Below are 25,464 nucleotides of genomic sequence, written 5' to 3'. Positions count from 1 at the left end.
GATGTTTTGAGCAAGTTTGCTCGTCTACACTGGGCTATCAACTGAGGGCGTTAATGCTCCTCATGTCCTTCTTCGCCGTGTCCCTCTAAAGCCTCATGAATATACGCTCCGGCTAAGGTCGCAAATACTAGGGCTTGAATGGCACTAGTAAACAAACCCAAAGCCATTACTGGCAAAGGCACAAAGAGAGGCACAAGCAACACCAATACCGCCACTACTAATTCATCCGCCAATATATTTCCAAATAAACGGAAGCTTAGGGAGAGGGGCTTGGTAAAATCTTCGAGAATGGCAATTGGCAATAGAATCGGTGTTGGCTCGATATATTTTTTAAAGTAGCCTAAACCTCGTTTGCTAAATCCAGCGTAAAAATACGCCAAGGAGGTTAGCAATGCCAATGCGACTGTTGTATTTATGTCGTTGGTAGGTGCTGCTAGTTCACCAGAAGGCAAGTGGATTAGCTTCCAGGGAATTAATGCTCCTGACCAATTTGATACGAAGATAAACAAGAATAGCGTACCAATAAATGGTACCCAGGGGCGATACTCTTTCTCTCCGAGTTGGTTTTTAGCTAGATCCCGAATAAATTCTAGGGCATATTCCATCAAATTTTGGATGCCACGAGGAATTTTTTGGACGTTTCTGGTGGCAGCTAGTGATGCTATTACTAGGATAGCAATCACAAACCATGAGGTGAGAAATACTTGCCCATGTATTTTGAGACTGCCCAATTGCCACAAGAAGTGATGACCTACTTCTAATTCGGCGAGGGGAAAAGCGTTAAAAGCGTTTAATACACTAAGCATGGGCGTTCTTCAAGGGTTTTCCCCAAAAATCGAGGATTGGAGGATTGTCTGTAGTCTGTAGAGGTTTAGGTTTAGCAATGCTAGACCCCTACACCCTTTAAGCTTCAGGAATGAATGCAGTTTGCACCATATAGATGAGGAGGGTAGCTTTGTAGGTGAGAAATCCCAAGAATATAGGCAGAATATGTAGCTGATGCCATTGACTCGCCAATATAATCGGTATCGTGATCAGAGCAAAACGATTTTTACTCAAACTTTGTTTTTCACCACCAAGTCTCTCGACATCGTTAGCCAGCATTTTTAAGTAAACCACACCTGTACACGCCCCAATCAAATAATTTAGGGCTATGTTTAAGGAATAAAAAATCCACACAGAGATAAAAATAATCCCCGTCAACACAAGTGTGATTACCAGCAACTTCTGATAGAGTTGATAGAACTCTTGCATGGAAGAGCTTACTGGTTCTGTTTGAGCAAAACCAGATTTCTCATCTTGTTGTGTTGTCTGAGTCGGTGCAATTGATTCTTCTGACAAGCTCACGAGACTTGAAACCAGTACAGCTAATATGAGATGACTGCACATTCAGTCAGTTGAATCATATCACGATCCGGTAACACTACTTTAGAAAAAAACAATTAACTTATTTTTGTCAGTTGTCAGTGGTCAGTTGTTCGTTGTCAGTGGCAACAGAGTCACTTGTTACTGATTTTTTCATGAAGCGGGGGTAGTAAGAGTAGTTGTGGTTTGAGGAGGTGTCTTACTCCGTCTAAGTCTAGCTCGATTTGGGCTAAAATCTCAGCCACAATGGCAGAAATATGACATTTTTCCGTGAACTCAAATTTGATATTGCTATGAAAACATCATATCCAAAAGAGATAATATGAGACGTTCTGTTCCCTGTTCCCTTTTTTTGTAAGGGACTTCCAATTAAAAAAATCCCCAAAAGTTTCTTGTGGTGCGGGACGAATTGCCAGCTAATTACCAAGCACAGGCAGGATGCCCATCCCACAAAATTGGGTAATTTATTTTTTGGTGATCCCTAAAATAGTAGTGTTATACAAAGCAGGTAGATTATGGTTCAAGTTTTACCTAAATCAGTGACCTTTGATGAGTTTTGTGAATGGTATCCAGATACAGGGGTCAGATATGAATTGCACGACGGAGTGATTGTTGAGATGAATCCATTTTCCTTTTGGGCGTTGCTGATTAAGGGTATGAATTTTAGTCTCACGCAAAGGCGCAATCACGCTTCGTGATCTCGAAGAGTAGACGCACTGAGGTTTGAGTTTTAAAGGTTCAATTTGGGAATTTCATACCTCAATTCAGCAACGCCTCCTTTTGTACTTAACCGGGTGTCAGTAAAATCATTTGTTGTTGCAAAAGACTTCTAACTCCATCTAAATCAAACTGCGCTATGGTTAAAATCTCTGCTACGGTAGATTTACCATTGCAGCTTTTCATGAATTCAAATTCGGCTGTGGATAAATTAACAATTTGGTAATCATAGTTAAATAAACATTGACTGGGAAACCCATCTATGCAGGGGTTAAGTTCGGGGATTGCAGTTAATAAGATGTTATCTGCTGACCAGTCGGTTTTGGGTAGGGGGGGGCGACTGAGGAAAAATTCGTAATGGGTGACTTCGGGATTCAGTAATTCTATCAACCGATAACGTTGACGTTCTGTGAGTTCGGCGGCTCTTTCAATTAGTTCTGGGGCTTTTTCTAGCAGCTTTTCTAGTTGCCAAAATCCGGGATTAGAAAAACCTACAAAGTCTAATTCAGAAGCATCTATGAATTTAAATAATGTATCAATATTGTAGTCTGTTTCCTGGGGATGGACATACATATCAGCAAAGCATTCATCCCGCTGGTTTTCCATTGACCATCTTTCTTTTTCACGCTTGACAATGCGGTTATTTTCTGGTAGAGAAGCAAAGATTTTTCTTCCGACTTGAACGCCATCACGATAGTCACCGCGTTTGTTACCTTGAAGAAGAGCGATCGCCTTTTGCATAAGTTGTATTTCCCATCTTCCCAGTTCTCCATACACAAAAATGTGCATTAGTCCACCTGGAGTGAGTTTTTTCGCTAATGCTTGGATACCACGAATGGGATCTGGTAGATGATGAAGTACCCCAACACAATTTATTAAATCAAACTGTCCTGGAATTTGTTCCACATCATAGATACTTAAGTGATGAAATTCCACACGGTCAGCACCGGAACTTTTACAGCGTTTTTTTGCTACTTCTAATGTACCAGCACTTAAATCTATTCCCACTACCTGTGCTTGCGGGTTGAGATGTACTAAATATTCTGTGCCGACTCCTGAACCACAACCAGCATCTAAGATGCGGATATCTTGCCTTTGCGGTTTTCTACCTGTGCAGAAGCTATAAGCAGCTAACCAATTCCAACGCCAATTGTAACCTGGTGGTGGTTCGTCGAGGATAGGTTCGGGGGGGAAAGGGTAGGTATCGTAGAGTTTCGCAACAGCAGCACTTACTTGGGAGTCGGACATGATTAGGAGTAACTCAGCATTTCTGAGTTTAGCTGATGGGGGGATTTTGGGCAAAAAATAAATTCTGTCTATTCGTAGGGGTTTAGCATTGCTAAACCGTTACTGTTAATGGCTATGGGTATTGATTCCGTAATAACACTAATGTTAAGCTATGTAGTAATAAGTAAAATCTAGTTTATACATTTTGCATCTTACTTTGATTAATCAGGAGTATCAAAAATGCCAGTAGGTTTGCCTGAATTTGTGGAAAACCCGGAAAATCGTTGTCCGGTAATTCTCTTGCTAGATACTTCTGGCTCAATGTCAGGAGAACCTATCCAGGAGTTAAATAGAGGTTTGGCGGCTTTCAAAGAAGATGTAATGAAAGATGCTCAAGCTTCTTTAAGTGTAGAAGTTGCTATTGTCACCTTTGGACCTGTGAAACTGACGCAAGATTTTGTTACTATAGACCATTTTACACCGCCCAAGCTAGAAGCAGATGATGTTACACCAATGGGTGCAGCTATAGAATATGCTTTGGATTTATTAGAAACCCGCAAACAGTCTTATAAAGATAACGGTGTCCATTATTATCGTCCTTGGGTATTTTTAATTACCGACGGTGCGCCTACAGATGCTTGAAAGGGTGCAGCGCAAAGGGTGAGGGAAGAAGAAGCACAGCGCCGAATGTTGTTTTTTACTGTTGGTGTTCAGGGTGCTGATATGCACAAACTTAAACAAATTGCACCTCGTCCTCCAGTAATGCTGAATGGCTTAGATTTTCGCTCTTTATTTGTTTGGCTTTCCACTTCCATGAAACGGGTTTCTAGTGGCAAAGTAGGGGAAGCTGTGGCATTACCGCCGGTGGGATGGGGGCAAATTACAACATAATCTGAATAGTTTGAAAAGGCGATTATAAATCGCGGCTACACAGGCAAAACCCACCTTCGTGGGTTAAAAATCTTGATTTTTCATTAGTCCACGTATCCCTTACCGGACCGAAGGAATAGGTGGACTTCATTTGTGTAGTAGCGTTCGCGCCAGCGTGCCGTAGGCTCTATTATATTCGCCGAAAACTTTTCTTAAATCAGATTACTTAAATTTAAAGATTAGATTTTGAGGATTTATTTATTGTGGGTTGGAAAGCTATAGCGCGTTCTGCTGTGGGAACGAGTCATGAAAAGCAAAAAATACCTTGTCAAGACTGCGGAAATTATCGCATTTTTAATGATGTGATTGTGGGCGCAGTTGCTGATGGTGCTGGGAGTGCTAAATATTCTCATTTTGGTTCTGAATTGGCGGTAGAAACTGTAATTAAATGCTTTGTTGATATTAATGAATATCCTGATAAACAAGGTTTTTCTCAACCACTTTCGGAAATGGAAGCTAAGGAAGTTTTTACTAAATTTGTCAAGGATGTTATTACTGCGTTAAACAAAAAAGCAGAGAATAATGATTATTCTGTTCATGATTTATCTTGTACTCTTTTAGTTTTTATAGCGACTTCTGAATGGGTTGCAGCTATGCAAATTGGGGATGGATTTATGGTGGTGCGATCGCAAGATGCAGAATATCAATTATTGTTTGAACCAGATAAGGGGGAATTTTTCAACGAAACAACTTTTGTGACTTCAGCTAATGCGCTGGAGGAAATGCAGGTACAGGTAATTTCAGGAAAACAAGAGTTTATTTGTGCTTCTACTGATGGATTAGAAAAAGTGGCAATTCGCTTGAGTGACTGGAAACCTCATGCACCATTTTTTAAACCTTTGGAGGAATATTTGCGAGATTCATGATATTTTGTTGGGTTTCGCAAAGCCTCAACCCAACCTACGGATTTTAGGATTTTAGACATATCATATATTTCAACCCATCTAATTAAAATTATATGACAGTTCTTACTTGTGCCAGTACGGGAAAATCAATTACTCTCTTAAAAGAGATTGCTAATAGTGGTGAAGCGAAAGTTTGGCGAACTAATCAAAATGGTTATTTAGCGAAAATTTACCATTCTCCAACACCTGAACGGGTGCAGAAGTTAGCGGTAATGATAGCAAATCCACCCACAGAACCAAATTCCCATCTTCATCATATTTCTTTTGCTTGGCCTAAGTCAGGTTTGAAAAATGATCAGGGTGATTTTGTGGGCTTTTTAATGCCAGAAATTAAAGATGGAAAAGAACTTATTGATGTTTATAATCCCCAGCGTCGAAAGCAGTTAAAACTTGAGATTGATTGGCAGTTTTTGCACACAACGGCGCTGAATATTGTCTCAATTATTGAAGCACTGCACGCTGCTGGTTATGTTTTGGGAGATATTAAACCACAAAATATTTTAGTGAATAATCGGGCTTTACCTTCAATTATTGATACTGATTCTTTTCAGGTGAAAAATCCGAAGAATGGTAAGGTTTATCGCTGTTTAGTTGGTTCACCAGGTTATACACCACCGGAATTAATGGGAAAAGATTTTGATATTATTGAGCAAACGGAAATACATGATAGATTCCGGTTAGGGGTAATTATCTATCAATTATTATTTGGTGGTAATAATCATTTTCAGGGAAAATGGACAGGTGCGGGGGAACCTCCAGAACCTGATGAAATTATCCGTCGGGGTTTATGGCTGTATTCACCAAATAGTTTGATTGAACCTGTACCGAGAACAATTCCTATGATAATTGTTCATCCAGCAATTCGGGAATGTTTTCTTAAATGCTTTAATGATGGTCATAAAAATCCCAATTTACGCCCCACAGCTAGGGAGTGGTTGAAGGCTTTAAGAACAGGAAATGATAATTTAACTATTTGTGGCAGAGTAGATAGTCATTATTATAGTAGAACTTTTGGTAATTGTTATTGGTGCGATCGCTCTACAAATCTTGGTATTGATATTTTTCCTGGAAAAGCAGCTTCCACTTCAAAACCAATTACCAACTACTCTCTACAGAATCTAAAAAGTCTCAACAGCCAAAAACTTACTATTGGTGGTAATAACACTATCCAATTAACTCCTAACTTTTCTTCACAGAATCTGACAAAGGCACATAAAAGATCATGGTGGTTTGGTCTTATTCTTAGTTATTGTGTAATACTAATCCTACCGACTACACTATACCTTATTCAGGTAGGTCGTAATATTAATACTAAGGATGCTGGAGCGTACTTCAAGCGGGGAGTTTCCCGTTCTAAATTTCCAATTACTAGTGAAAGTAATGGTGTAACTTTTAGTGTAGAATCTGTTAGCTACTCTGGTGGTGATTTACTAATCAGAGTGAATATGCAGAATAAAGGTACTAATTCTGTAAGATTCTTGTATAGTTTTTTGGATATTACCGACAACAAAGGACGAACACTGAGTGCTATAACAGAAGGTTTACCAGCAAAATTACCTCCCAATAGCCGAGAGTTTTCAGGTACGGTGAGTATCCCCACAGCTTTACTGGATGATGTGAATAAGATATCTCTGTCTCTAGTGGACTATCCTGATCAAAAAGTGAAGCTAAACCTAGTAGATATTCCTGTCAAGCCATTTGAGTCACAGAAATCAACATACGATGAATTAAATAATATTATTGTCACAGCCACTGAGGATAGCGATAAACTTTATCAAGCTCAAGCTTTAGCGAAAAATCTTAATATTGAAAGCTTACTGCAAGCAATAAGATTAGCAGACTCCATTAAACAAGATAGTTATCTATATCAAAAATCTCAAAAATTGATTGCTGAATTAGGACGCAATATTCTAAAATTGGCACAAGAGCAGATGGATAGGCGAAATGCAGATACAGCATTAGAAATCGCTAGAAACATTCCGCCCATTCCTTCCTTGCAATCAGAAATTGATGATTTTCTGGTTTTGGGGGAAGCTCAAAACAGTGCCTTTATCGGTACGGTTGCTGGTTTAGAAACTGCAATTTCTCAAGCACAACAAATTGACACTTCTAGAAAAGTTTATAAAAAAGCACAAGAATTAATTGCGCGTTGGCAATTAAAAATTGAAGATTTGTCTCCCCAATAAAATAGTTAATATGAATCCTCATCTCCAAGACATTAAATCCTGGACATCCTGATTCTGACAATTTTACTAACCTATTTCCTCACCATAAATCTATGAATCATAAAGTTTTTTATCTTGATGGTAAAAAAATCAATAGCAAACAAACATTTTTAAAACAAGCTGCTGAAGCAATGGAATTTCCTACATACTTCGGCGCTAGCTGGGATGCTTTTGATGAATGTATCACCGATTTAACATGGTGTCCGGCTCAAAGATATGTTATATTATATGATCATGCTGATATCTTTGCTCAAGCAGAACCGACACAGTACCAAATAGCATTGGATATTTTAAATTCAGCCAAAGAATACTGGGAAGCTAATAATATTCCTCTCAAGTTTTTAGTTATTAACAAATAGGTAAAGTTACTTTTTCACTATTTGGAGATTGTTTGTTGTGGTTGTCTGAATCAGGATTACCAGGATTTAAGGATGTACAGGATTTGATTGATTTTTTACCTGATGAAAATAAATGTAAGATTCAATCATTCCCAATAGTCGGTTTAAACCGACTTGAGCTTTTAGACAGGGAATTTATTCCCTGGCTTCTTATTTGGAGATTGTTTGTGGTGGTTGTCTGAATCAGGATAACCAGGATTTTAGGATGTACAGGATTTGATTGACATTTTACCTGATGAAGATAAATTTAATATTCCATCATTCCCAATAGTCGGTTTAAACCGACTTGAGCTTTTAGACAGGGAATTAATTCCCTGGCTTCCTATTTGCAGATTGTTTGTGGTGGTTGTCAGAATCAGGATTTCCAGGATTTAAGGATGTACAGGATTGTTATTTGTAGGTTTTCTGTGAATATTTAATGATTATAAATTATGATTCAGAGGAAAATATATTTTATATTATTCATAAAAACATTCATCCCGCTGGTTTTCCATTGTCATAACCTAGTAGTGGTTCATCCAGGATGGGTTCGGGGGGGGGAAAGGGTAGGTATCGTAGAGTTTCGCAACAGCAGCACTTACTTGGGAGTCGGACATGATTAGGAGTAACTCAGCATCTCTGAGTTTACTGGATCGGGGGATTTTGGGCAAAGGAAATTTAAGAGAACTCCACAAAAAGAAATGCCCAATGTCATTCTGTTCGCGCAGCGTAGTGAAGAATCTCTTGATATGCTTCGTTTCGCTATGGCTAACGCCACGCTCCGCGAACGCTACACTCAGCATGACAAAACAGGATCATTTATTTTGTGGCTTAAGTAGGTTGGCGTTGAAAATTGTCGTTATAGCAAGGCAAGATACATATCTTAACTTTCTTCATCCTCCTTTAGTTCATATAATCTATAACTTCGTTGTAGTCTTGTGAATGAACTACTCTAAGTGCTGATTATGCAAAGAGGGGAGATGGTAAGATTTGGTTTAGGTCGTTTCTGTGTACTTATTGTCTTAATTTGTAGCTTATTAGCTGGTTGTAGTGAGAATTATCGCCCAAACAAAGTTCTCCAAGTGGCGACTGAACCGACATTTCCGCCTTTTGAGTTTCAAGGTCAAGGTGGAGAATTAGAAGGTTTTTCTATTGACTTGATGAGAGCAATTGCTACTGCTGCTAATTTCCAGATAGAATTTCAGAGTTTACCTTTTGATGGCATTATTCCCGCACTGCAAGCTAAAACTATAGATGGGGCGATTAGTTCGATGACGATAACCGCAGAAAGGGCGAAGACGGTAGCTTTTTCTCGTCCCTATTTTAAAGCAGGTTTGGCGATCGCTATTCGCACAGATAATCAAAATATCAAAGGTTTTAACAGCCTCCAAAATAAAAAAATTGCTGTCCAAATGGGGACAACCGGCGCACAAAAGGCTAAAAGTGTGATTGGGGCGGAAGTTCGCAGTTTTGACTCTGCACCATTAGCCCTCCAAGAATTACAAAATGGCAATGTTGATGCAGTTATTAATGATGCACCTGCGAGTTTGTACGCCATTAATACAGGTAATTTGCAAGGAATCAAAATCATCCAGCAATTACTAACTGAAGAATTTTATGGAATTGCAACTGCTAGAAATTCTCCTTATTTATCTTTAATTAATCTAGGTTTAAGCAAGATTTTAAAAAATGGCAACTATCAGCAAATTTACCAAAAATGGTTTAAATCTGCACCGCCAAAATTACCAGAAACATTAGCATTTATTAATCAAAAATCAGCTATATCTAATTCTCTGACTGTGATATGGCAATCTTTACCAACTTTATTAACGGGTGTATTGGTAACATTACAATTAGCATTTATATCAGGTTTATGTGGTTTAACTAGCGGTTCTCTGATTGGTATAATTCGCCTTTCTCATATTAAATCTTTGCGGTTTTTAGCTAGAGTTTATATAGATTTTTTCCGAGGAACGCCGTTATTAGTGCAGATATTTATGATTTATTTTGGTTTACCAGCAATTTCTCAAGAGTTAGGGTTTACGTTCCCTTTAAATCGTCTTTTAGCTGGGATAATTGCTTTAAGTTTAAATAGTGCAGCTTATGTTGCGGAAATTGTGCGAGGCGGAATTCAATCCATTGAAATTGGACAATCAGAAGCAGCAAAATCACTAGGATTAAATTCTGTACAAACAATGGCTTATGTGATTTTTCCCCAAGCATTTCGGCGGATGATTCCCCCTTTAGGGAATGAGTTTATTAGTCTATTAAAAGATACTAGTCTAGTCGCGGTAATTGGGTTTGAGGAATTATTTAGAAAAGGACAATTAATTGTTGCGGGGAATTATCGCGCTTTTGAAATTTACGCGGCTGTGGCTGTAATTTATCTGTGTTTAACTCTGATTTCTTCCCAACTTTTTAGTCGATTAGAAATATGGATGAATCCAAGTAAGTAGCTTGGCGTTAAAAATTGTCGTTATAGCAAGGCAATAGGCAATAGGCAATAGTAAGTAATTGGACAAAAATATTTACAGTCATTGCGAGGGAAGGGAAGCAATCACAACCCTGGGAATTGCTTCATTTCACCTCGTTCCATATGGCTAACGCCACGCTGCGCTAACGCAATGACATTGTGTAATTAATTCTGTCTCACTACTTAAAGAAGTTTTCAGCGATTTTACGTTTCTTTACACAGTTTGGTTTTATTGTGTTAACCTACTTATGCACTTGAGGGTAGAGTCAATCCAAAATCGAGTTACATTCCACTAATCTCTAATTTGTCTCTTTATTTTCCGATAATCCCAAGGGTCAACAAATTTTTTATCGCTCCAAACCCCAATTTTTTGCTGTTGCGCTTGTGCTTCAACTTGCTGTATTATGTCCTTGCTTGGACATTTACTTAAATAAGAACGATATACTTTAGCCAATCCTTCTCTTAGCAAAACTTGCTGTAAAAAAGTGCCATCTTTTAAACGCACCTCTGCAATTTTTCTGCCATAGCTATCGCTATCTGTGATATTTAACTGTACACGATCATCTGTTCGCTTGATCAGTTCCTCTATCCGTATTTTTGCTTTCATCCCCCAAACAAACTGATTTACATCTTTAGTAATTTTACTCTTTTTTTCTTTCTGAGAATGGGGTATTTCTGGAGCATCAATACAAGCAAACCGCACTGTGAACTTTTGACCATCAGCATTTTTCAACACTAATGTGTCACCATCACTGACTCTCTCAACTAGAGTACCTTGAGGGGTAAACAAGTTATCGCACGCCATTAAACTTAAGGCAATGGTAGCTATACCCAGCCAAATTAACCCTTGTTTTACAAATTTATTCATCTTCATACGGAAGGTTGGATTAGTCACTGCAACTCATCATTAAATACATCAATCATGATTCTCTTATGAAGATTATGAAACCTATTAAAGACTCTCAAAGCAATTCTGTTGATCAAGATATTGAGGAATTGCTCAATCAGTTAGAAGATATTGTTCTAAATCATTCCATATCAGATACAAGTAATTCTACAAACCAAGAAAGCAGTGAGAATACTCATACTTTTGATCTAGCCGCTTGGGAAGATGCAATTGCTGATATTGAACAGTATTTAGAGCAAAAAAACAAATAGGAATCAGGAGTCAGGAGGAAGAAATAATATTAAATCTGGAAAAGCAACCGATAAATGAACGGTTTCAAAGCTGATTTCTTACACCTAATTCACCTTTTCAACCCGGAAACTCTTGATTTACTCAGGTTTTCGGCTTATCCAGAATTTTCTGCCTTTGAGCTTCATATAACATTAAAGCAGCAGTGATCCCTACATTCAAAGATTCTACTCCAGGACTGAGGGGAATTTTCACCTGGATATCCGCTAATGCGGCTAAATCCGCTGATAATCCTGCCCCTTCGTTACCCAATAATATTAAACTAGGTTTACGCCAATCTACTTGCCAATAGGTTGAATCGGCATGAGGTAAGGTAGCTATTACTTGCATTCCTGCTTGCTGACTTTGCCGAACTGTGGTTTTCAAATCTGCACTTACAGCCATGTTTAAGCGAAACCATTGTCCAGCAGAAGCTCGTAAAACCTTGGGATTATCTAAATCTACACTATCTTCACTTAACCACAAACCTGATGCACTTGCGGCTGCGGCTGTGCGAATCATAGTTCCCAAGTTACCAGGATCTTGGACAGTCTCTAAAGCCAGAACTAAGCCAGTGAAAGGAATTTGTCTTGGTTGTGCTTCTCTTTGAGCGATAGCTACTATACCATCAGGATTGACAGTTGTAGCCATTGCTGCTAAAACTTCTGGACTGACAATTTCCACCCGATAGCACTGACTACAAATCACTTCCCATAGTTGGTAATGTGTATCATGCCATTGCGAAGTACAACATACCGCATCTAAGGGATAGGAAACCGCACAAGCTTCCTCCAGCAAATGTGTTCCTTCTAATAAAAATAGTTGTTGCTTATTTCTCTCCTTTGTGGAGTGCAACTTGCGGATTTGTTTAACTAAGGAATTTTGTAAACTTGTGATCACAATCTTAGATTTTAAATTTCGGATTTGAGATTAATCCAAAATTGATATGCGGAACCCCGGACTTGAACCCGTTCGTTAATCTCAATCTCTGATTATAGCGTTACTTGTATTGACTCAATTGCCCAGTATTTTCGGAAAATTCAGCGATCGCTAGGTAACAAATTGGTTTATGCTGTGAATAGTCAAAGTTTAAGAAATATTAAGTTCTCTTCCCAGTATACTCATGCAATGTATTGTTAATCGCCGCGATCAGTTTTCAGCAGTTGGTCGGTATTGGTTCCCAGAACTGAATGAAATCGAGAATTTAGAAAAATTTGGTGCTTACTCGAAATTTCCCGGACACGGACATAACTATGTCTTGTTCATCTCTATGATTGGGGAATTAGATGAGTATGGTATGGTACTAAACCTGTCCGATGTGAAGCACGTCATCAAAGAGGAAGTTACCGGTCAACTAGATTTTTCCTATCTCAACGATGTGTGGACAGAATTTCAACAAACTCTCCCTACTACGGAAAATATTGCGCGAGTGATTTGGGAACGGTTAGCACCCCATTTACCTTTGGTGCGCGTCCAGTTATTTGAACATCCTCAACTTTGGGCAGATTATCAAGGAGAGGGAAAACAAGCTAATTTAACCATCAGGACTCATTTTAGCGCTGCTCACCGTCTAGCACCCAACCTCAGTGCTGATAAATATGGTAGATGTACTCAGACTCATGGACATAATTATCATCTAGAGGTGACTGTAGAAGGGGAAATAGACTCCCGTACGGGCATGATTGTGGATGTAGCTGCTTTAAATCGAGTGGTGGAAGATTATGTGGTGAAAATATTTGATCACTCTTGTGTAAATGAGGATATTCATTATTTTGCCGATATTGTACCCACTACAGAGAATATTTCCCGTTACATTCATAGTCTTCTAGAATCGCCCATTGATGGATTGGGAGTGAAGCTATCCAACGTTAAACTGTTGGAAAGTCATCAGCTTTGGGCAGATTATTCGGGTCAGGGTATGGAGGGGTATTTGAGTATTAGCACTCATTTTAGCTCTGCTCATAGATTGGCACACCCTGATTTGAGTTTGGCAAAAAACACAGAAATTTATGGTAAATGCGCCCGTGTAAATGGACATGGACATAATTATCAGTTGGAAGTAACTATCAAAGGGGATATTGACTCCTCTACGGGGATGGTGATTGATTTGGGGGCATTAAATCAGATAATTACAGATTACGTGATTGAGCCATTTGATCATACTTTCTTAAATAAGGATGTTGCTTTCTTTAATCAAGTTGTGCCAACTGCGGAAAATATTGCTCTTTATATTAGTAATACTTTGCGATCGCCTATTCAAGAATTAGGTGCAACTCTTTACAAAGTTAAACTGGTGGAAAGTCCCAATAATGCTTGCGAAATCTATACGGCTGATTCTGAATCCATATCTGTTAATACAGCAGTAAGTCAACCAGTATTGGCGATAGTTTAAACCTATCCAGATCCTCAACTTCCTTGAGAAGTCGGGGATCTATTTTGATTCATGATGATAACAAGCTTGTAAAAAATAAACTTTTTTCGGCGTTGCTAAATGAAGGTATGAATTTGTCTCACGCAGAGGCGCAAAGAGTAAGAGTTTGAGAAAGGGAATTTTTGATTTTCATACCGCCATTATCCTTTGCTGAACATTCTTTTTTTTTAAGAAGTTATAGAACTATATTGTACAGTATCAATAGTAACCGTTCACGGGGGGTACAAAAAACGCTCTATATGAGATTCCACGAAAACAGCATGAAAAACGTTATAGATTTGATTTTTTTAGGTCATTTGAAATTCGCAAAATCTCTATATCGGTTTGCAAATCGTTTTCCAGCCAATTTAAGAACCATTCGTTAATATGTCAAGTTGCCTGAAAAACCCAACAGACAAAGCTTTCAGGTTTTTTAATAAATTCTCACCCCCTGTGAACGGTTACTAGGAACTCAAAGCTAGTTAATCAGATCATTATTTGGTTAGTAAAAATATATTTGGATATTTTATGCGAACTGCAAAAAGCCGTCTTCAGGATTATAAAATTCACTCAAGATTGTAAGGATTGATAATTTTAACTGGTGTCATTTTAAAATCATCAATATTGCGAGTAACTAAAGTCAATTTATGATAATGCGCTGTTGCGGCAATCAGACTATCCATTACGGCTAATTTTTTACCTTTCAATTCTGCATTTGCAGAAAATTTTGCCCAATTATCTAAAATATCATCATGTATCGGTAAAACACGGGAATAAAATTCAATTTCTACTTTTTGCAGCCATATTTTTAGTTTTTGATATCGTTCAGGTTGTGAGTTTTGGATTTTATAAATCCCTTTTTTTATTTCAGCGATGGTAATACTACTTAAAAATAGCTGTTCCATTGGTTGCTGATTAAACCATTGACTAACTTGGGGGTTGGGAGCTTTTTTAACAAACTCAGACATTACACAAGTATCAATTAGATAAGTCATAGTTCAAAATTTCTGCCTGTGTCTTGATCACGTTCAAACAATGAGGCGATATCATCTTCGGCAGATTCATCATCTATAAAACGTAATCGCTCAAATAAAGGCAGTTCCTTTTTTTGTTGCTGCAAGTAGTTAGATAATATGTTTATGACTGCTTCCTGTGCATTTTCATAGTGACTGACTGCGATAATTTCATTAATTAATTCATCATCTATTGTGATAATGGTCATTGTTTTATTCTCCGTTGTTTTCATAAATGCCGACGACTGGCTAAACTGCGTAAATAGCGATAAATTAACCAAGCTAAAAGTCCTAACCCAAAATTGAATAATAGTTCTTGGACTATAAACCAGAAAATTTTCGGATCAAACCAAAGTTCCCACCGCAAAGGACTAATTTTTCTGGAGAGAATCAATAATCCAAATAGAGAATTTCCGCCTATTGATAGGATTAACAATACTAAACCCCTTTGCCAGGTGCGGGCTGAGGATGTTCGTCCAGAAATTAACACTAAAGGATGTTTTTTCTGGAGTTTTCGCAGTAGTTGTTCTAACCGCCAAAACATCCATAATAGTAAAGGAAATAAACAATAAATGAGTAAATTTGTGGGTCGTGAAAACCTCACAGAAATAGATAAAATATTGACTAAAGCATGAAAGAAAACAGAATTTAACCAAGCAACAAAAATTAAATGCCGATGGCGATTAAACCTTTTACTGGCAGAAATGTATATTGCTAAAGCATATCCCCAAGGAGCAGAAAACATGGCATGGACTGGTGTACCAATGCTACGGTCGAGAATGGAAGATGTGCCGTGAGATAAATAAATCCAGGTTTCTTCGGCTGTGAAACCTAAAGCTACGGCTATGGTAAATAAAAAAACTGTGGTAGCTCGGAGATGATACTGACGTTGTAAATAGGAAATGGGCAGGATAACTGCTACTAATTTACAACCTTCTTCAATGGGAGCGATCGCTAATATTTGCCGAAAAACCACCCCAGAAAAATGACGCTGGATCTGTTGCCAGTCTAAAACCCGGTTAGCCACATTTTCCATAGCCCATTCTAAGCCCAGAGCAGCAAAACCAGAGATAGCGCCAATAATGAACAAAACCCATAAATTGAACCAAGGTGGGGCAGCAGGAGTTCTGCGGTAATAAAACCACAAAAACAGCAGGGGGGGGATAACTGCCCACAACACTAAATATAAATTAGCCACTCACCTGAGCAATGATAGTACGGTGACGAGGACTATTGCTAGTAATAGAAGGAGCTTGGAAACCTGCCCCAATTAAGGCTTGTTCAATATCCAAACTGAAATATTCATCTAAATAAGGTTCGGTACTTTTAAGCAACGTCAAAATATAAGTTGGCATTTTTTTGTAAATTTCCGATTTGGGATTCATGTCCATAATTGCTAGGTGTCCACCAGGACGCAAAATACGTCTAGCTTCAGCAAAAATCTGGTGAGTTGCTGATTGAGGTAATTCATGACACATCAAAAAAATCGAAGCTAAATCAAAGGAAGCATCTGCTATGCCTGTAGATTCTGCTTGACTATGTACCCAGTTAATTTGGGTTTGACGTTCTTGGCTACGATAGTTAGCCACAGCTAAGAAGTAAGGGGATAAGTCTAAACCAGTAATTTTGGCGTGGGGATAAACTGCCTGTAGGGCAAAGGTACTTATGCCGACGCTACACCCTAAGTCTATAACATCTTGTGGCTGCTCAGAAATAGAATTTTTGAGGATATCATGAAAGCTTTGGCGAAGTTTTGCGTCACCTTGATTTTCCGGTTTCTGCCAAATCCTAGAGTGGACAGCATGAGCCGCAGATTCTACTTCAAAAGCAGCTTGCCAACTGAGATTTCCGGTTTCATAGGCGTGGAATGAGGTGACGTAGTAATCTGGGTAGTTTAGCTGCGGATTTTGGACTTGCGCTAAATCGCTTCCCCAATCACGGGTTTGCAGTTTCTCTACTTCCTTTGTCCAAAATACACCAATTTTTTCAGCCCGTTTAATCATCATTTGTCTAGCTCGGTGTTTAGCAAGATTAGCTACGGGTTTAATGGCTAAGATGCTATTAACGAAACGGGATGCTAAATCAGGTTCGGTCTTGATGGTAGTAGTCATAAATCAATTTTCTCTGGAACACTCTTTTTAACTTATGACATATTGGCTGGATTTGGGGCTATATCTGGCTAAATTTAGTATTTTCTCAAGTATTTTTACTCTGCCGAAAGATTAGATCTTGCTGGCTAAAACCGCGAGTTGTGTATAGTTAATCAAATTAATGGTGTTGTTAGCAGTATCAATTTTAATCCATTCCTTTTCAGCGAGTTTTTCCATGATTTTGGTTGTTTCTTCTAAGCTGATTTCTGTCACCTCTGCCAAATCTTTCAGGGGAATGTTAAAAATTTTCTGGACTTGTTCTGATTCTTGACTATAACTATCGGTTAAACTGACTAAGATATGGGCAAGTTTAACCGCAGGTGGTGACAAACGCATTTGTAACCGCAGATTAATTTGACGAATTCTGCCTACCATCAGTTGCAGCATTCTATGATGTAAATGTGAGTCTTGAAACAGGATTTGCAGAAAACTCTCTCTAGAAACACTTAGTAGTTTTACTTTGGAAAGGGAAACAACGTCCGTTGACCTGGGGGATTCATCTAAAACAGCCATTTCTCCGAAGAAATCACCGGGTCCTAAAATTGCTATGGTGAAAGATTCTTCTCCATGGGTGCGGCGAACTTTCACCCAACCGGAAACAATAAAGTAAACTGCATTACCCCAGGCATCTTCCATTAAAACAGCCCGGCCTGATGGGTAATCATGTTCAGTTGCTATATTCAGCAGCCATTCTCTGGTTTCTAGACTGGATGTACTTAGGAGTGGAAAAGTATCAATAACAATATCTTTTTTCATAAGACCTCGCGCTAAGTGGGAAACTCAGTGTCTTCAGACCTGAGAGGGAAACGACACTATGGCTTACGCCACGCTCCGCTATCGACAAGTGTTACAGTGAGCTTGCCGAACTGCTCAGTGACCGCTCGTGCGGTTTTAACCGCTTTGAATATTTTTTCATTACCGCCTTGGAGTTGGGAAATTCGGGGTACTCTTGTGATGTACTTTCAACGGGACAATTACCGATTCAAGTTTCCCAACTCTGTACGCATAATGTTTTGCTCCAAAGAGCTTCCCATTTCTGGGGTAATGTTAGCTTCGACCAGTTATAAGAGCTTGTTAGGCTGGCAACACTGTTCCAGTGACCTTAGAACTGTTTAATCACAAGCGACAGAGCGGGGAACTAGCTATGCCTGACGGCACGCTGGCGCGAACGCATTCCGAGGTGTCGTGACTCAAATAACGGCTACCCTTCGACTATGCTCAGGGTGGTCTGGTCAGTACGGCTTGCTTGATTACTCTTGCAAGCCCAGTCCCTTTAGGGCTGGGTTACTGACGAATATATCTAAGGAAGGATGGTAAGTAGAGAATAGGTAAGAGGCAGGGGCTTTCTAGCATGGGTAGGGGGCAGGAGGTAAAAATTTTGACTATTACCAATTACCCATTACCAATTACTTATTACCAATTATCCATTACCAGCCTAAACTAGATAACTAGCAACTTGGGTTATTTAGAAAAATTCTGAGGTTTTTATGAACACAAAATTATTTTTTATACTTTATTTCATGGGTTTGAGGTTTAAATATTTTTACAAAAACAGCAACCGTCAAGGTGGTTAGGACATGAATTGATAATGAAACTCCGTCCACAAGAGGTTTTTACTCCTGACTCCTGACTGGTCACTGAGCCTGTCGAAGTGCTGAATCCTGACTCCTGCTATAATTCTGAATTCTCAGAGTTTGGGCGGCAAGATAAATTTTTGTCCATTCACCTAGAACTTGATGATTTTTAAGTTGTAGTTGTTGGGCTATAGTTTCTATGGAGTTACCTGCTTTGCGGAGGTTGAGGATTTGTTGTCCTAGAGGGGTGATTTTTTCTGGAAGTTGTTGCCATTGGGTTTCTGTTAGCCCTAGATTATGTTCTTCTAGGGAGGTGGACAGCCAGTTATCAATCAGTTCTGGTTGACCTTTGATGGCAAAAACACGGACGGCATGATAACTGAGTTTTTCCCGCAGACGATATACTTCTTTGATGGGTTTATGGAGTTGTTTGGCAATTTCTTCTTGGGATGTACCTTGCAAATATAAGCGCAACCAATCTACTGCGTGTTGTCCAATATTTTCTAACAGGTATTGTTCAAATTTTTCCTGTACGCGTTGACGGTTGACTATTTGTTCTTCTAGGCGTTGGGTTTCTTGATATTGAGCGATCGCCTGATTATCAACTAAGTTCACTGGATTGTCGTTGTTTTCGGCGAGAATTTCCTCGGAAACAAGTTTCACTAATTCGCTGCTAGGTACTTGTGTTAAGCCTCCCCGCTGAATCCTTCGCAGGTAGTTAACAAAGCGGTATATTAAGATTGGTTGATTCCGAACTGGACGTAAACAATATTCTTCGATGCTGGCAAATAGTAATGTGTCCCGCAACCTTTTGTCCGTTGTTAATGCGGCAATGTGAGTCATTTGTTGTTGGATATATGAGTCACTTTGTATCAGGTCTTGGAGGACTTCTTGCAGGACATCAATAACGCTCCGTTGGCGATCGCGGCTGAGAGATATCCAAGTTTGAATTTTGTTTCTGACTGCCACTACACTACCCAATCGGCTAATCAGTTGACGATAAGCCTTCTCTCTGCCCATACCTAAATAACGTTTGTGCAGAATTCGCCACCGATATTCCATTGCTTGTTTAGCAATTTCTAGTTCTTTTGGGTTAAGTAAATTAAACCTTTCTAAATCTACTCCCAAAAGCCAGTTAAGAATACTTTCTCTAGTAGTCTGACTTTGTTCTGGACATTCTGTACTTAGTCGCTGTTGCCAATATTGAGCTAGATTTTCCCCATCTTTTGTCATAGCAATATTGCACTCCTCGAAATTAGATTTAGCGATTTAGTAGCAGGTAATAGGTAATAGGTAATAGGTAATAGGTAATAGGTAATAGGTAATAGGTAATGGGTAATAGGTAATGGGTAATCGGTAATGGGTAATCGGTAATGGGTAATGGGTAATGGGTAATAGGTAATGGGTAATAGGTAATAGGTAATTTGACGACCTACTAGTTAGGGAAAGAGGGGATAGGAGGTCACTTGATTTTGGATTGATTCCACCAAACCAGTGTAGAGGTTGAAAATTTGGAATTGACGTTAGCGAAGCGTACGCAGCGCAGGGAGTATTTTCCCGTCCTCAAGTACGGGGACTTATCCCAAATTTTTGTAATCTAAAATCTAAAATTCCCGGTCATTACCCACTACCCATTACCCATTACCCATTACCCATTACCAGCCGAATATACAAATTAGCCTCTAGCTGCACCAATGATGGGATTTTCCACAGAATCTCGATACTGTTGAACGTCTGCTGTGTAAGCAATTGGCAATACAGCTTCTACGTTTTCATGGGGACGAGCAATAATTACCCAAGATTCGAGAGTACCACCATAAACTTTTTCTACAGCATCCACACCGGCTGCCATAGCGGCTTTGACTTCGGAAACATCACCACGAATATTGACGGTAAAGCGAGCGCTACCAACTCTGATATAACCAACGAGGGTAACTCGACCGGCTTTTACCATTGCGTCTGCTGCTGCGAGAACGGCGGGAAAACCCTTGGTTTCTAATGATCCAACAGCTTGTAGTGACATTTTAATCTCCTGTTATGAATATAAAGTTATCGGTTGCTACAAATTATTTTTATGAAGGAATACTTCAATTTTTGATAGCTAACTCTCTTAGAAAATACGGAAAGGTTCGGATTTGGAAGTGAAGTGGATAGGTAAGATTGTTTCCACATTTTCCGGGGGATTGGGAATAATGTAGTGGGTAATAACCTCACCACCATAAACTTCTTCACCAGCGGTAATTCCAGCGGCTACGGCTGTTTGCACTTCCGCAACGTGGCCTCTGACAGCAACTATCATACGACCACTTTCGGCGATACCGTAATAGACAATGGTGACACCAGCGGCTTTAACCATTGCGTCTGCTGATGCTAAAACCGCAGGAAAACCTAATGTTTCAATTACGCCAACTGCCATTGGCATGGCTTGAATCTCCTACGTTTGGGATAACCGATTCCTATTTTACGAGGATTGTGTACCTATTTTAATTTTTGCGGAAATTTTCTTTTTTAACTTTTTTAAATTGATCACTGGGTATTGGTCATGGTGGTACGCACTGATGTAGACTGGAATTTATGTTTCCAAGTTTTCTTCCTGCCGCCGTTGGTCAACTCACAGAACCAACATCCATCGCTTTGGCTCAAAATATCCAAAGTCAGGCGATTAGCACTTTTCTAGCTAATGAATCCATTAATACCACTTATATCCAACAGGGTCACGGTGGTACACCAATTTTATTAATTCATGGTTTTGATAGTTCGGTGTTAGAATACCGCCGACTTTTGCCGTTACTGGCAGAAAAAAACGCAGTTTGGGCTGTAGATTTGTTGGGATTTGGCTTTACAGATAGATTACCGGGGATTGCTTACAGTGCGATCGCCATTAAAACCCATCTCCACTCGTTTTGGCAAACCCTGATTAACCAACCTGTGATTTTGGTCGGTGCATCAATGGGTGGTGCTGCGGCTATAGATTTTACCCTCACCTATCCAGAAGCAGTAAAACAACTGGTATTAATAGATAGTGCGGGATTAAAAGGTAATTCCCCATTAAGTAAATATATATTCCCACCTTTGGACTATTGGGCAACGGAATTTTTGCGAAATCCCAAGGTACGTAAGAGTATTTGTCGAACCGCATACAAGAATCCTAATCTCATCTCTGAGGATGCTTTATCCTGCGGAGAATTACACTTACAAATGCCTAATTGGACTCAAGCCTTAATTGCCTTTACCAAAAGTGGCGGTTATAGTGCTTTTAAATTTCCCCAACTTGCCCAAATTGAGCAACCAACTTTAATTTTATGGGGCGATAGTGATAAAATTTTAGGAACTGGGGATGCTCCCAAGTTTGCCAAAGCTATTCCCCAAAGTAAGCTAATTTGGATTAAGGATTGTGGACATATTCCCCATTTAGAACAACCGCAAATTGTCGCTCAACATATATTAGAATTTCGGAATTAATTTCATAATTCATAAGTTTTATCAGAGGATAAATAGTAAATTATCATGGCTGAATTTAACTGGATTAACGGTCTAATTGGGGGTATCCTCATTGGTATCAGTGCCACTATTCTTTTAGCATTTAATGGTCGGATAGCTGGAATTAGTGGTATGGTTAATGGTGCTATCAGTTTTAATAAAAACGATGCTTGGCGGTGGTTGTTTCTGTTAGGAATGTTAGCTGGTGGTGCTATTTATGAATTTGTTTTGTCACCCCAACCGACTCCTACTTCCAAGTTTGCACCCTTAACAATGATTATTGGTGGCCTTATTGTTGGTTTTGGGACAAGAATGGGAAGCGGTTGTACCAGTGGACATGGAGTATGTGGTTTAGGTCGCCTGTCAATGCGATAGCGAAGCGCTCCGTAGGAATCGCTTATAGCTGTTTTGACTTTTCTTTCCAGCGCCTTTTTAACTGTATTTATTGTCCGTCACTTGTTAAATTAACTTGGTTAATAATAGCTGATTTATTAGTTATTAATTTTATACATTTATTTACTATTTTATGCAAGAGTAAAGTATCCATGAATACTAAACAGTATTTGACAGTTTTTATTTCAGGTTTATTATTCGGGTTGGGTTTAGGGTTTTCTCAGATGATAGATCGAGGACGAGTTATTGGTTTTTTAGATTTAGCTGGAGTTTGGGACCCGACACTGTTGTTCGTCTTAGGAGGTGCTGTTACTGTAACTTTAATCTCCTTTCGCTTTGTATTAAAACTTCCTCATCCGTTATTAGACGATAAATTTTATTTACCTACTCAGAAAAATATTGATTCATCTTTAGTTGTAGGGTCAGCAATTTTTGGTATTGGTTGGGGAATTTCTGGCTATTGTCCCGGACCGGGAATTACTGCTTTAGTATTAGGCATTTTCAACCCTGTATTGTTTTTAATTGGCTTAATTATAGGTTCTTTAACTTATAAGTTTTATAGAGATTTTAATCAATAGTCAAACCTTAATAGTTAACCAATTAGTAATAAGTTGATGAAAAATTTTCAACAAATATTGCAGTACATAACATTTAGGAAAATAAATCAATGAGTTTACCGCTAAATACAGAAAATCTGCAATTATTGATTAATTTAATCCCTGAAGAAAAAATCTCTTTCTGGAAAAGAGTTTTTGAACAATTTGATGTAGATAACAGCAAAACTTTAGATGTGGCTGAATTAGGTGAAGTAATCCACTCAATGGGATGTAGACGGTCAGAAGAGCAGATTCGTATGGCGATCGCCACCATTACCGGCAGTCAAGACACACATATAGTTAACTTTAAGCAGTTTGTGGCTTTGATGCAACTCGATTTACTGGGAATATCAACCTTACCAGGAGAATTAATAACTGAAGCAGCCCCACAAGCTATTACCGAACCAATTCAGATTACTTATTTTATTGATATTCTTTGTATTTGGGCATATATTGCTCAAATTCGGATTGATGAATTGAAATCTACTTTTAAACACCAAATAGTGATTAATTATCACTTTGTTTCCGTATTTGGAGATGCCCGTCACAAACTAGAAAACCGTTGGCGCGATCGCGGTGGATTAGCCGGTTATAGTCACCACGTTCAAGAAGTAGTAGCAAGATTTAATCACCTCAGTGTACATCCAGAAGTTTGGAAAAATGTCACTCCCCATTCCTCCACCTCAAGTCATTTATTCCTCAAAGCTATTCATTTACTAGAAAGCAAAGGGTTAGTGGAAAGCAAAGGAACACAAAGTTGTTGCGAAAGAGCTATTGCTGGTTTACGTCAAGCTTTTTTTCAGGATTTACAGGATATTTCCAATCGAAAGGTACAGTGGTCAATTGCCGAAGCTTTAGAATTTCCTATCAGTCAGATTCAAGAAGAAATTGATAGTGGTGCAGCCTATGCCGAACTGTCGAGAGATTTTCAAGAAGTGAAAGATTATAACGTGACTGTTAGCCCGACAATGATTTTTAATGAAGGACGACAACGTCTCAACGGAAATGTGGGCTATCGGGTTATGGAATCTAATATTCGGGAATTAATTTACAATGTACCTGGAGAAGCATCGTGGTGCTAGATCTGTAAAAATTTATCTCTAGTTGTAGGGTGTGTCAGACTGGATAAATCCTGTAAATAAACAGATTGTTGGTATCTGACGCACCCTACCAATGTGCCAGTTGCGTAAGTCCCGTATTATTCTCACTTTAGTCATATAACCAAGTATTTTGGGAAAAATCCGCACTATCTTGATTGGGCTTTTCTTGCAGTCTTTCTATTGATCTATGAGATTTTTTGTATTGGATAGATTTGGAAATTTGACTACCTTGTTGGCTCAGTTGTGGATAAGATGGTGGAGTAGGTTGTTTTAAAACCTTGATTTCTTCTAGCAACTGAGAGTTAGAATCTGCTAATTGTAATGCGGTTTGTTTTGTCTCGTAAAGTTCCCTTGTTAAACGTTCTACCAATGCTTCTTTTTCTGAAAAAGCTGTTTGTAAATCACTAATTTGTTTGATTAAAGTAGATTCTTTTTGTTTTAATGTAGAAACTGTTTTTTGCAATTCTTTAATACTGGCTTCTAGTTCTAATTGATTATTGATGGAAATGACAGAATTATTATCCGTTTGTACTTGAGTTTCCAATACTGCTTCAGCCGAAACCTCAATTACAGGTTCACCTTGTAGGGGTGTAAATTTTGTGGTTTCTTCTTGTATTAAGTTAGAGAGATTTTTTTTAAGCATTACTTTATGAACTCCAATTACGTCGTCATTATTTAATTATACGTCTGGAAGTGACAACAAAATCTCAAATTCCCAATTTCTTGGAAAAATTGACTAAGTAGGTGAACACAATAAAACTAAACTGTGTAAAGAAATGTAAAATCGCCCAAAGCTTCTTCACTCTTGCCTCTTGCCTTGCCATAACGACAATTTTCAACGCCAACCTACTTAGACACTAAGCCAGTTTTACTCTTGACTCCTGACTCCTGCTCTATTAGTCCAGATAATAGGTAAAATTAAGATGTTTACTTATCTATCCTTTTTCTGTTTTGGCTACTATACCTTGTCCTCGTTGTCATCAAATTATTGATAGTCAAGCAATTACTTGTCCTCAGTGTCGCTTATTGCTGAAAGCTTACGGACATCCTGGTATTCCCTTGCACCACGCTCAAGGAAATGATTATTTATGCGACAGTTGTAGTTATCATTTTGATCATACCTGTAATTTTCCCCAATATCCCTATGCTCAAGATTGTCTTCTCTATCAAAATATGGAAGAAAGTACATTAGAATTGCAAAAGCAAAATTCTCATTATAGCTTGAGTATCAGGGTTAATAATTGGATAAAACGCCATCAAACTCTGTTATTAATACTAGCTTTGTTATTAGTTTGCTTATTAATAACCTTGTTTAATGCTTGATTCTCATGGTATTAGCTAAGTAGGTGAACACA

Annotated in this window: 25 protein-coding genes and 3 pseudogenes; 14 read left to right on the top strand and 14 right to left on the bottom strand. The window is 38.7% G+C overall.

Annotated elements, in window-relative coordinates:
• Positions 1-50: 50 nt before the first annotated feature.
• Both atpB and NG743_RS12280 read right to left on the bottom strand, forming a co-directional pair.
• Positions 51-806, bottom strand: a complete 756-nt coding sequence (atpB, locus tag NG743_RS12285) for a F0F1 ATP synthase subunit A (protein ID WP_027403078.1) — start codon at positions 804-806, stop codon at positions 51-53.
• A 97-nt stretch (positions 807-903) separates the two neighbouring features.
• Positions 904-1,389 carry an ATP synthase subunit I gene (locus NG743_RS12280; RefSeq protein ID WP_027403077.1) on the bottom strand — a complete coding sequence of 162 codons (486 nt, stop codon included), beginning with the start codon at positions 1,387-1,389 and terminating at the stop codon, positions 904-906.
• Between the two features lie 491 nt (positions 1,390-1,880).
• Between NG743_RS12280 and NG743_RS12275 the strand changes: the two are divergent.
• Positions 1,881-1,991, top strand: a pseudogene (locus tag NG743_RS12275) (Uma2 family endonuclease); the annotation flags it as partial.
• Positions 1,992-2,151: 160 nt separating this feature from the next.
• Here NG743_RS12275 and NG743_RS12270 read toward each other — a convergent pair.
• The gene (locus tag NG743_RS12270; RefSeq protein WP_257122149.1) at positions 2,152-3,330 is read right to left on the bottom strand and encodes a class I SAM-dependent methyltransferase; all 1,179 of its coding nucleotides are present in this window, start codon (positions 3,328-3,330) and stop codon (positions 2,152-2,154) included.
• A gap of 219 nt (positions 3,331-3,549) precedes the next feature.
• On the opposite strand from NG743_RS12270, the pseudogene NG743_RS12265 reads away from it, so the two are divergent.
• The 5 genes and pseudogenes from NG743_RS12265 to NG743_RS12245 all read left to right on the top strand — a co-directional run bounded on the left by NG743_RS12265 (position 3,550) and on the right by NG743_RS12245 (position 10,202).
• Positions 3,550-4,200, top strand: a pseudogene (locus NG743_RS12265) (vWA domain-containing protein).
• 242 nt (positions 4,201-4,442) lie between these two features.
• Positions 4,443-5,105, top strand: coding sequence for a PP2C family serine/threonine-protein phosphatase (locus tag NG743_RS12260; RefSeq protein WP_193962314.1), 663 nt, complete (start codon positions 4,443-4,445; stop codon positions 5,103-5,105).
• Between the two features lie 92 nt (positions 5,106-5,197).
• Positions 5,198-7,330 carry a helix-hairpin-helix domain-containing protein gene (locus tag NG743_RS12255; protein ID WP_257122050.1) on the top strand — a complete coding sequence of 711 codons (2,133 nt, stop codon included), beginning with the start codon at positions 5,198-5,200 and terminating at the stop codon, positions 7,328-7,330.
• Positions 7,331-7,422: 92 nt separating this feature from the next.
• Positions 7,423-7,728, top strand: a complete 306-nt coding sequence (locus NG743_RS12250; RefSeq protein WP_257122049.1) for a barstar family protein — start codon at positions 7,423-7,425, stop codon at positions 7,726-7,728.
• A gap of 998 nt (positions 7,729-8,726) precedes the next feature.
• Positions 8,727-10,202 carry an ABC transporter permease subunit gene (locus tag NG743_RS12245; protein ID WP_257122048.1) on the top strand — a complete coding sequence of 492 codons (1,476 nt, stop codon included), beginning with the start codon at positions 8,727-8,729 and terminating at the stop codon, positions 10,200-10,202.
• Positions 10,203-10,511: 309 nt separating this feature from the next.
• Here the strand turns inward: NG743_RS12245 and NG743_RS12240 are convergent, their stop codons facing one another.
• Positions 10,512-11,087, bottom strand: a complete 576-nt coding sequence (locus tag NG743_RS12240; protein WP_027403071.1) for a thermonuclease family protein — start codon at positions 11,085-11,087, stop codon at positions 10,512-10,514.
• A gap of 74 nt (positions 11,088-11,161) precedes the next feature.
• Between NG743_RS12240 and NG743_RS12235 the strand changes: the two genes are divergently transcribed.
• Positions 11,162-11,377 (top strand): hypothetical protein, encoded by a 216-nt coding sequence (locus tag NG743_RS12235; protein WP_027403070.1) that lies wholly within the window; start codon positions 11,162-11,164, stop codon positions 11,375-11,377.
• A gap of 121 nt (positions 11,378-11,498) precedes the next feature.
• On the opposite strand, the gene NG743_RS12230 is transcribed toward NG743_RS12235, so the two are convergent.
• Positions 11,499-12,293 (bottom strand): TrmH family RNA methyltransferase, encoded by a 795-nt coding sequence (locus NG743_RS12230; protein ID WP_193962093.1) that lies wholly within the window; start codon positions 12,291-12,293, stop codon positions 11,499-11,501.
• 223 nt (positions 12,294-12,516) lie between these two features.
• Here NG743_RS12230 and NG743_RS26890 point away from each other — a divergent pair.
• Positions 12,517-13,278: pseudogene (locus tag NG743_RS26890) on the top strand (6-carboxytetrahydropterin synthase); the annotation flags it as partial.
• Positions 13,279-13,311: 33 nt separating this feature from the next.
• Positions 13,312-13,785 carry a 6-carboxytetrahydropterin synthase gene (locus tag NG743_RS26885; RefSeq protein WP_442548599.1) on the top strand — a complete coding sequence of 158 codons (474 nt, stop codon included), beginning with the start codon at positions 13,312-13,314 and terminating at the stop codon, positions 13,783-13,785.
• Positions 13,786-14,369: 584 nt separating this feature from the next.
• Here the strand turns inward: NG743_RS26885 and NG743_RS12220 are convergent.
• The 8 genes from NG743_RS12220 to NG743_RS12185 all read right to left on the bottom strand — a co-directional run bounded on the left by NG743_RS12220 (position 14,370) and on the right by NG743_RS12185 (position 20,962).
• A complete protein-coding gene (locus tag NG743_RS12220) occupies positions 14,370-14,798 on the bottom strand; it encodes a type II toxin-antitoxin system VapC family toxin (RefSeq protein ID WP_168465443.1) in 429 nt (142 codons plus the stop codon).
• Entirely contained in the window at positions 14,795-15,025 is a 231-nt protein-coding gene (locus NG743_RS12215) for a type II toxin-antitoxin system VapB family antitoxin (protein WP_027403066.1), read from the bottom strand. Before NG743_RS12215 ends, NG743_RS12220 begins: the two co-directional genes overlap by 4 nt.
• A gap of 20 nt (positions 15,026-15,045) precedes the next feature.
• Positions 15,046-16,014 (bottom strand): PrsW family intramembrane metalloprotease, encoded by a 969-nt coding sequence (locus tag NG743_RS12210; RefSeq protein WP_027403065.1) that lies wholly within the window; start codon positions 16,012-16,014, stop codon positions 15,046-15,048.
• A complete protein-coding gene (locus NG743_RS12205) occupies positions 16,007-16,927 on the bottom strand; it encodes a class I SAM-dependent methyltransferase (protein ID WP_027403064.1) in 921 nt (306 codons plus the stop codon). The genes NG743_RS12210 and NG743_RS12205 overlap by 8 nt, the downstream gene beginning before the upstream one ends.
• Positions 16,928-17,038: 111 nt before the next feature.
• Positions 17,039-17,722, bottom strand: coding sequence for a Crp/Fnr family transcriptional regulator (locus tag NG743_RS12200; protein WP_027403063.1), 684 nt, complete (start codon positions 17,720-17,722; stop codon positions 17,039-17,041).
• Positions 17,723-18,600: 878 nt separating this feature from the next.
• Positions 18,601-19,773: a HetZ-related protein 2 gene (locus tag NG743_RS12195; RefSeq protein ID WP_051424364.1), complete on the bottom strand. Its 1,173-nt coding sequence runs from the start codon at positions 19,771-19,773 to the stop codon at positions 18,601-18,603.
• 442 nt (positions 19,774-20,215) lie between these two features.
• Positions 20,216-20,563: a carbon dioxide-concentrating mechanism protein CcmK gene (locus tag NG743_RS12190; RefSeq protein WP_027403062.1), complete on the bottom strand. Its 348-nt coding sequence runs from the start codon at positions 20,561-20,563 to the stop codon at positions 20,216-20,218.
• 87 nt (positions 20,564-20,650) lie between these two features.
• On the bottom strand, positions 20,651-20,962 hold the full coding sequence (locus NG743_RS12185; RefSeq protein ID WP_027403061.1) for a carbon dioxide-concentrating mechanism protein CcmK: 312 nt from the start codon (positions 20,960-20,962) through the stop codon (positions 20,651-20,653).
• Between the two features lie 152 nt (positions 20,963-21,114).
• On the opposite strand from NG743_RS12185, the gene NG743_RS12180 reads away from it, so the two are divergent.
• From NG743_RS12180 to NG743_RS12165, 4 genes are all read left to right on the top strand, one after another.
• Entirely contained in the window at positions 21,115-22,002 is an 888-nt protein-coding gene (locus tag NG743_RS12180) for an alpha/beta fold hydrolase (protein ID WP_027403060.1), read from the top strand.
• A 45-nt stretch (positions 22,003-22,047) separates the two neighbouring features.
• A complete protein-coding gene (locus NG743_RS12175; protein WP_152608799.1) occupies positions 22,048-22,395 on the top strand; it encodes a YeeE/YedE family protein in 348 nt (115 codons plus the stop codon).
• Positions 22,396-22,565: 170 nt separating this feature from the next.
• Positions 22,566-22,991: a DUF6691 family protein gene (locus tag NG743_RS12170; RefSeq protein ID WP_027403059.1), complete on the top strand. Its 426-nt coding sequence runs from the start codon at positions 22,566-22,568 to the stop codon at positions 22,989-22,991.
• An 89-nt stretch (positions 22,992-23,080) separates the two neighbouring features.
• Positions 23,081-24,091, top strand: a complete 1,011-nt coding sequence (locus NG743_RS12165; RefSeq protein ID WP_228043649.1) for a DsbA family protein — start codon at positions 23,081-23,083, stop codon at positions 24,089-24,091.
• Between the two features lie 127 nt (positions 24,092-24,218).
• Here the strand turns inward: NG743_RS12165 and NG743_RS12160 are convergent, their stop codons facing one another.
• The gene (locus NG743_RS12160) at positions 24,219-24,752 is read right to left on the bottom strand and encodes a hypothetical protein (RefSeq protein ID WP_027403057.1); all 534 of its coding nucleotides are present in this window, start codon (positions 24,750-24,752) and stop codon (positions 24,219-24,221) included.
• A gap of 308 nt (positions 24,753-25,060) precedes the next feature.
• On the opposite strand from NG743_RS12160, the gene NG743_RS12155 reads away from it, so the two are divergent.
• Positions 25,061-25,432, top strand: coding sequence for a zinc ribbon domain-containing protein (locus NG743_RS12155; protein ID WP_027403056.1), 372 nt, complete (start codon positions 25,061-25,063; stop codon positions 25,430-25,432).
• Positions 25,433-25,464 lie beyond the last annotated feature (32 nt).

It is taken from the genome of Dolichospermum heterosporum TAC447 (assembly GCF_024584745.1).
Lineage (GTDB): Bacteria > Cyanobacteriota > Cyanobacteriia > Cyanobacteriales > Nostocaceae > Dolichospermum > Dolichospermum heterosporum.
The sequence above is the reverse complement of the archived record's forward strand: the minus strand, read 5'-3'. Positions and strand labels throughout refer to the sequence as shown.

Coding starts and splice junctions, on each gene's coding strand:
- NG743_RS12280 (WP_027403077.1), bottom strand. CDS start 1,389: ATGTGCAGTCATCTCATATTAGCTGTACTGGTTTCAAGTCTCGTGAGC.
- NG743_RS12240 (WP_027403071.1), bottom strand. CDS start 11,087: ATGAATAAATTTGTAAAACAAGGGTTAATTTGGCTGGGTATAGCTACC.
- NG743_RS12195 (WP_051424364.1), bottom strand. CDS start 19,773: ATGACAAAAGATGGGGAAAATCTAGCTCAATATTGGCAACAGCGACTA.
- NG743_RS12175 (WP_152608799.1), top strand. CDS start 22,048: ATGGCTGAATTTAACTGGATTAACGGTCTAATTGGGGGTATCCTCATT.
- NG743_RS12165 (WP_228043649.1), top strand. CDS start 23,081: ATGAGTTTACCGCTAAATACAGAAAATCTGCAATTATTGATTAATTTA.
- NG743_RS12170 (WP_027403059.1), top strand. CDS start 22,566: ATGAATACTAAACAGTATTTGACAGTTTTTATTTCAGGTTTATTATTC.
- NG743_RS12270 (WP_257122149.1), bottom strand. CDS start 3,330: ATGTCCGACTCCCAAGTAAGTGCTGCTGTTGCGAAACTCTACGATACC.
- NG743_RS12235 (WP_027403070.1), top strand. CDS start 11,162: ATGAAACCTATTAAAGACTCTCAAAGCAATTCTGTTGATCAAGATATT.
- NG743_RS26885 (WP_442548599.1), top strand. CDS start 13,312: ATGGAGGGGTATTTGAGTATTAGCACTCATTTTAGCTCTGCTCATAGA.
- NG743_RS12215 (WP_027403066.1), bottom strand. CDS start 15,025: ATGACCATTATCACAATAGATGATGAATTAATTAATGAAATTATCGCA.
- NG743_RS12250 (WP_257122049.1), top strand. CDS start 7,423: ATGAATCATAAAGTTTTTTATCTTGATGGTAAAAAAATCAATAGCAAA.
- NG743_RS12180 (WP_027403060.1), top strand. CDS start 21,115: ATGTTTCCAAGTTTTCTTCCTGCCGCCGTTGGTCAACTCACAGAACCA.
- NG743_RS12190 (WP_027403062.1), bottom strand. CDS start 20,563: ATGTCACTACAAGCTGTTGGATCATTAGAAACCAAGGGTTTTCCCGCC.
- NG743_RS12220 (WP_168465443.1), bottom strand. CDS start 14,798: ATGACTTATCTAATTGATACTTGTGTAATGTCTGAGTTTGTTAAAAAA.
- NG743_RS12205 (WP_027403064.1), bottom strand. CDS start 16,927: ATGACTACTACCATCAAGACCGAACCTGATTTAGCATCCCGTTTCGTT.
- NG743_RS12200 (WP_027403063.1), bottom strand. CDS start 17,722: ATGAAAAAAGATATTGTTATTGATACTTTTCCACTCCTAAGTACATCC.
- NG743_RS12255 (WP_257122050.1), top strand. CDS start 5,198: ATGACAGTTCTTACTTGTGCCAGTACGGGAAAATCAATTACTCTCTTA.
- NG743_RS12185 (WP_027403061.1), bottom strand. CDS start 20,962: ATGCCAATGGCAGTTGGCGTAATTGAAACATTAGGTTTTCCTGCGGTT.
- NG743_RS12245 (WP_257122048.1), top strand. CDS start 8,727: ATGGTAAGATTTGGTTTAGGTCGTTTCTGTGTACTTATTGTCTTAATT.
- NG743_RS12160 (WP_027403057.1), bottom strand. CDS start 24,752: ATGCTTAAAAAAAATCTCTCTAACTTAATACAAGAAGAAACCACAAAA.
- atpB (WP_027403078.1), bottom strand. CDS start 806: ATGCTTAGTGTATTAAACGCTTTTAACGCTTTTCCCCTCGCCGAATTA.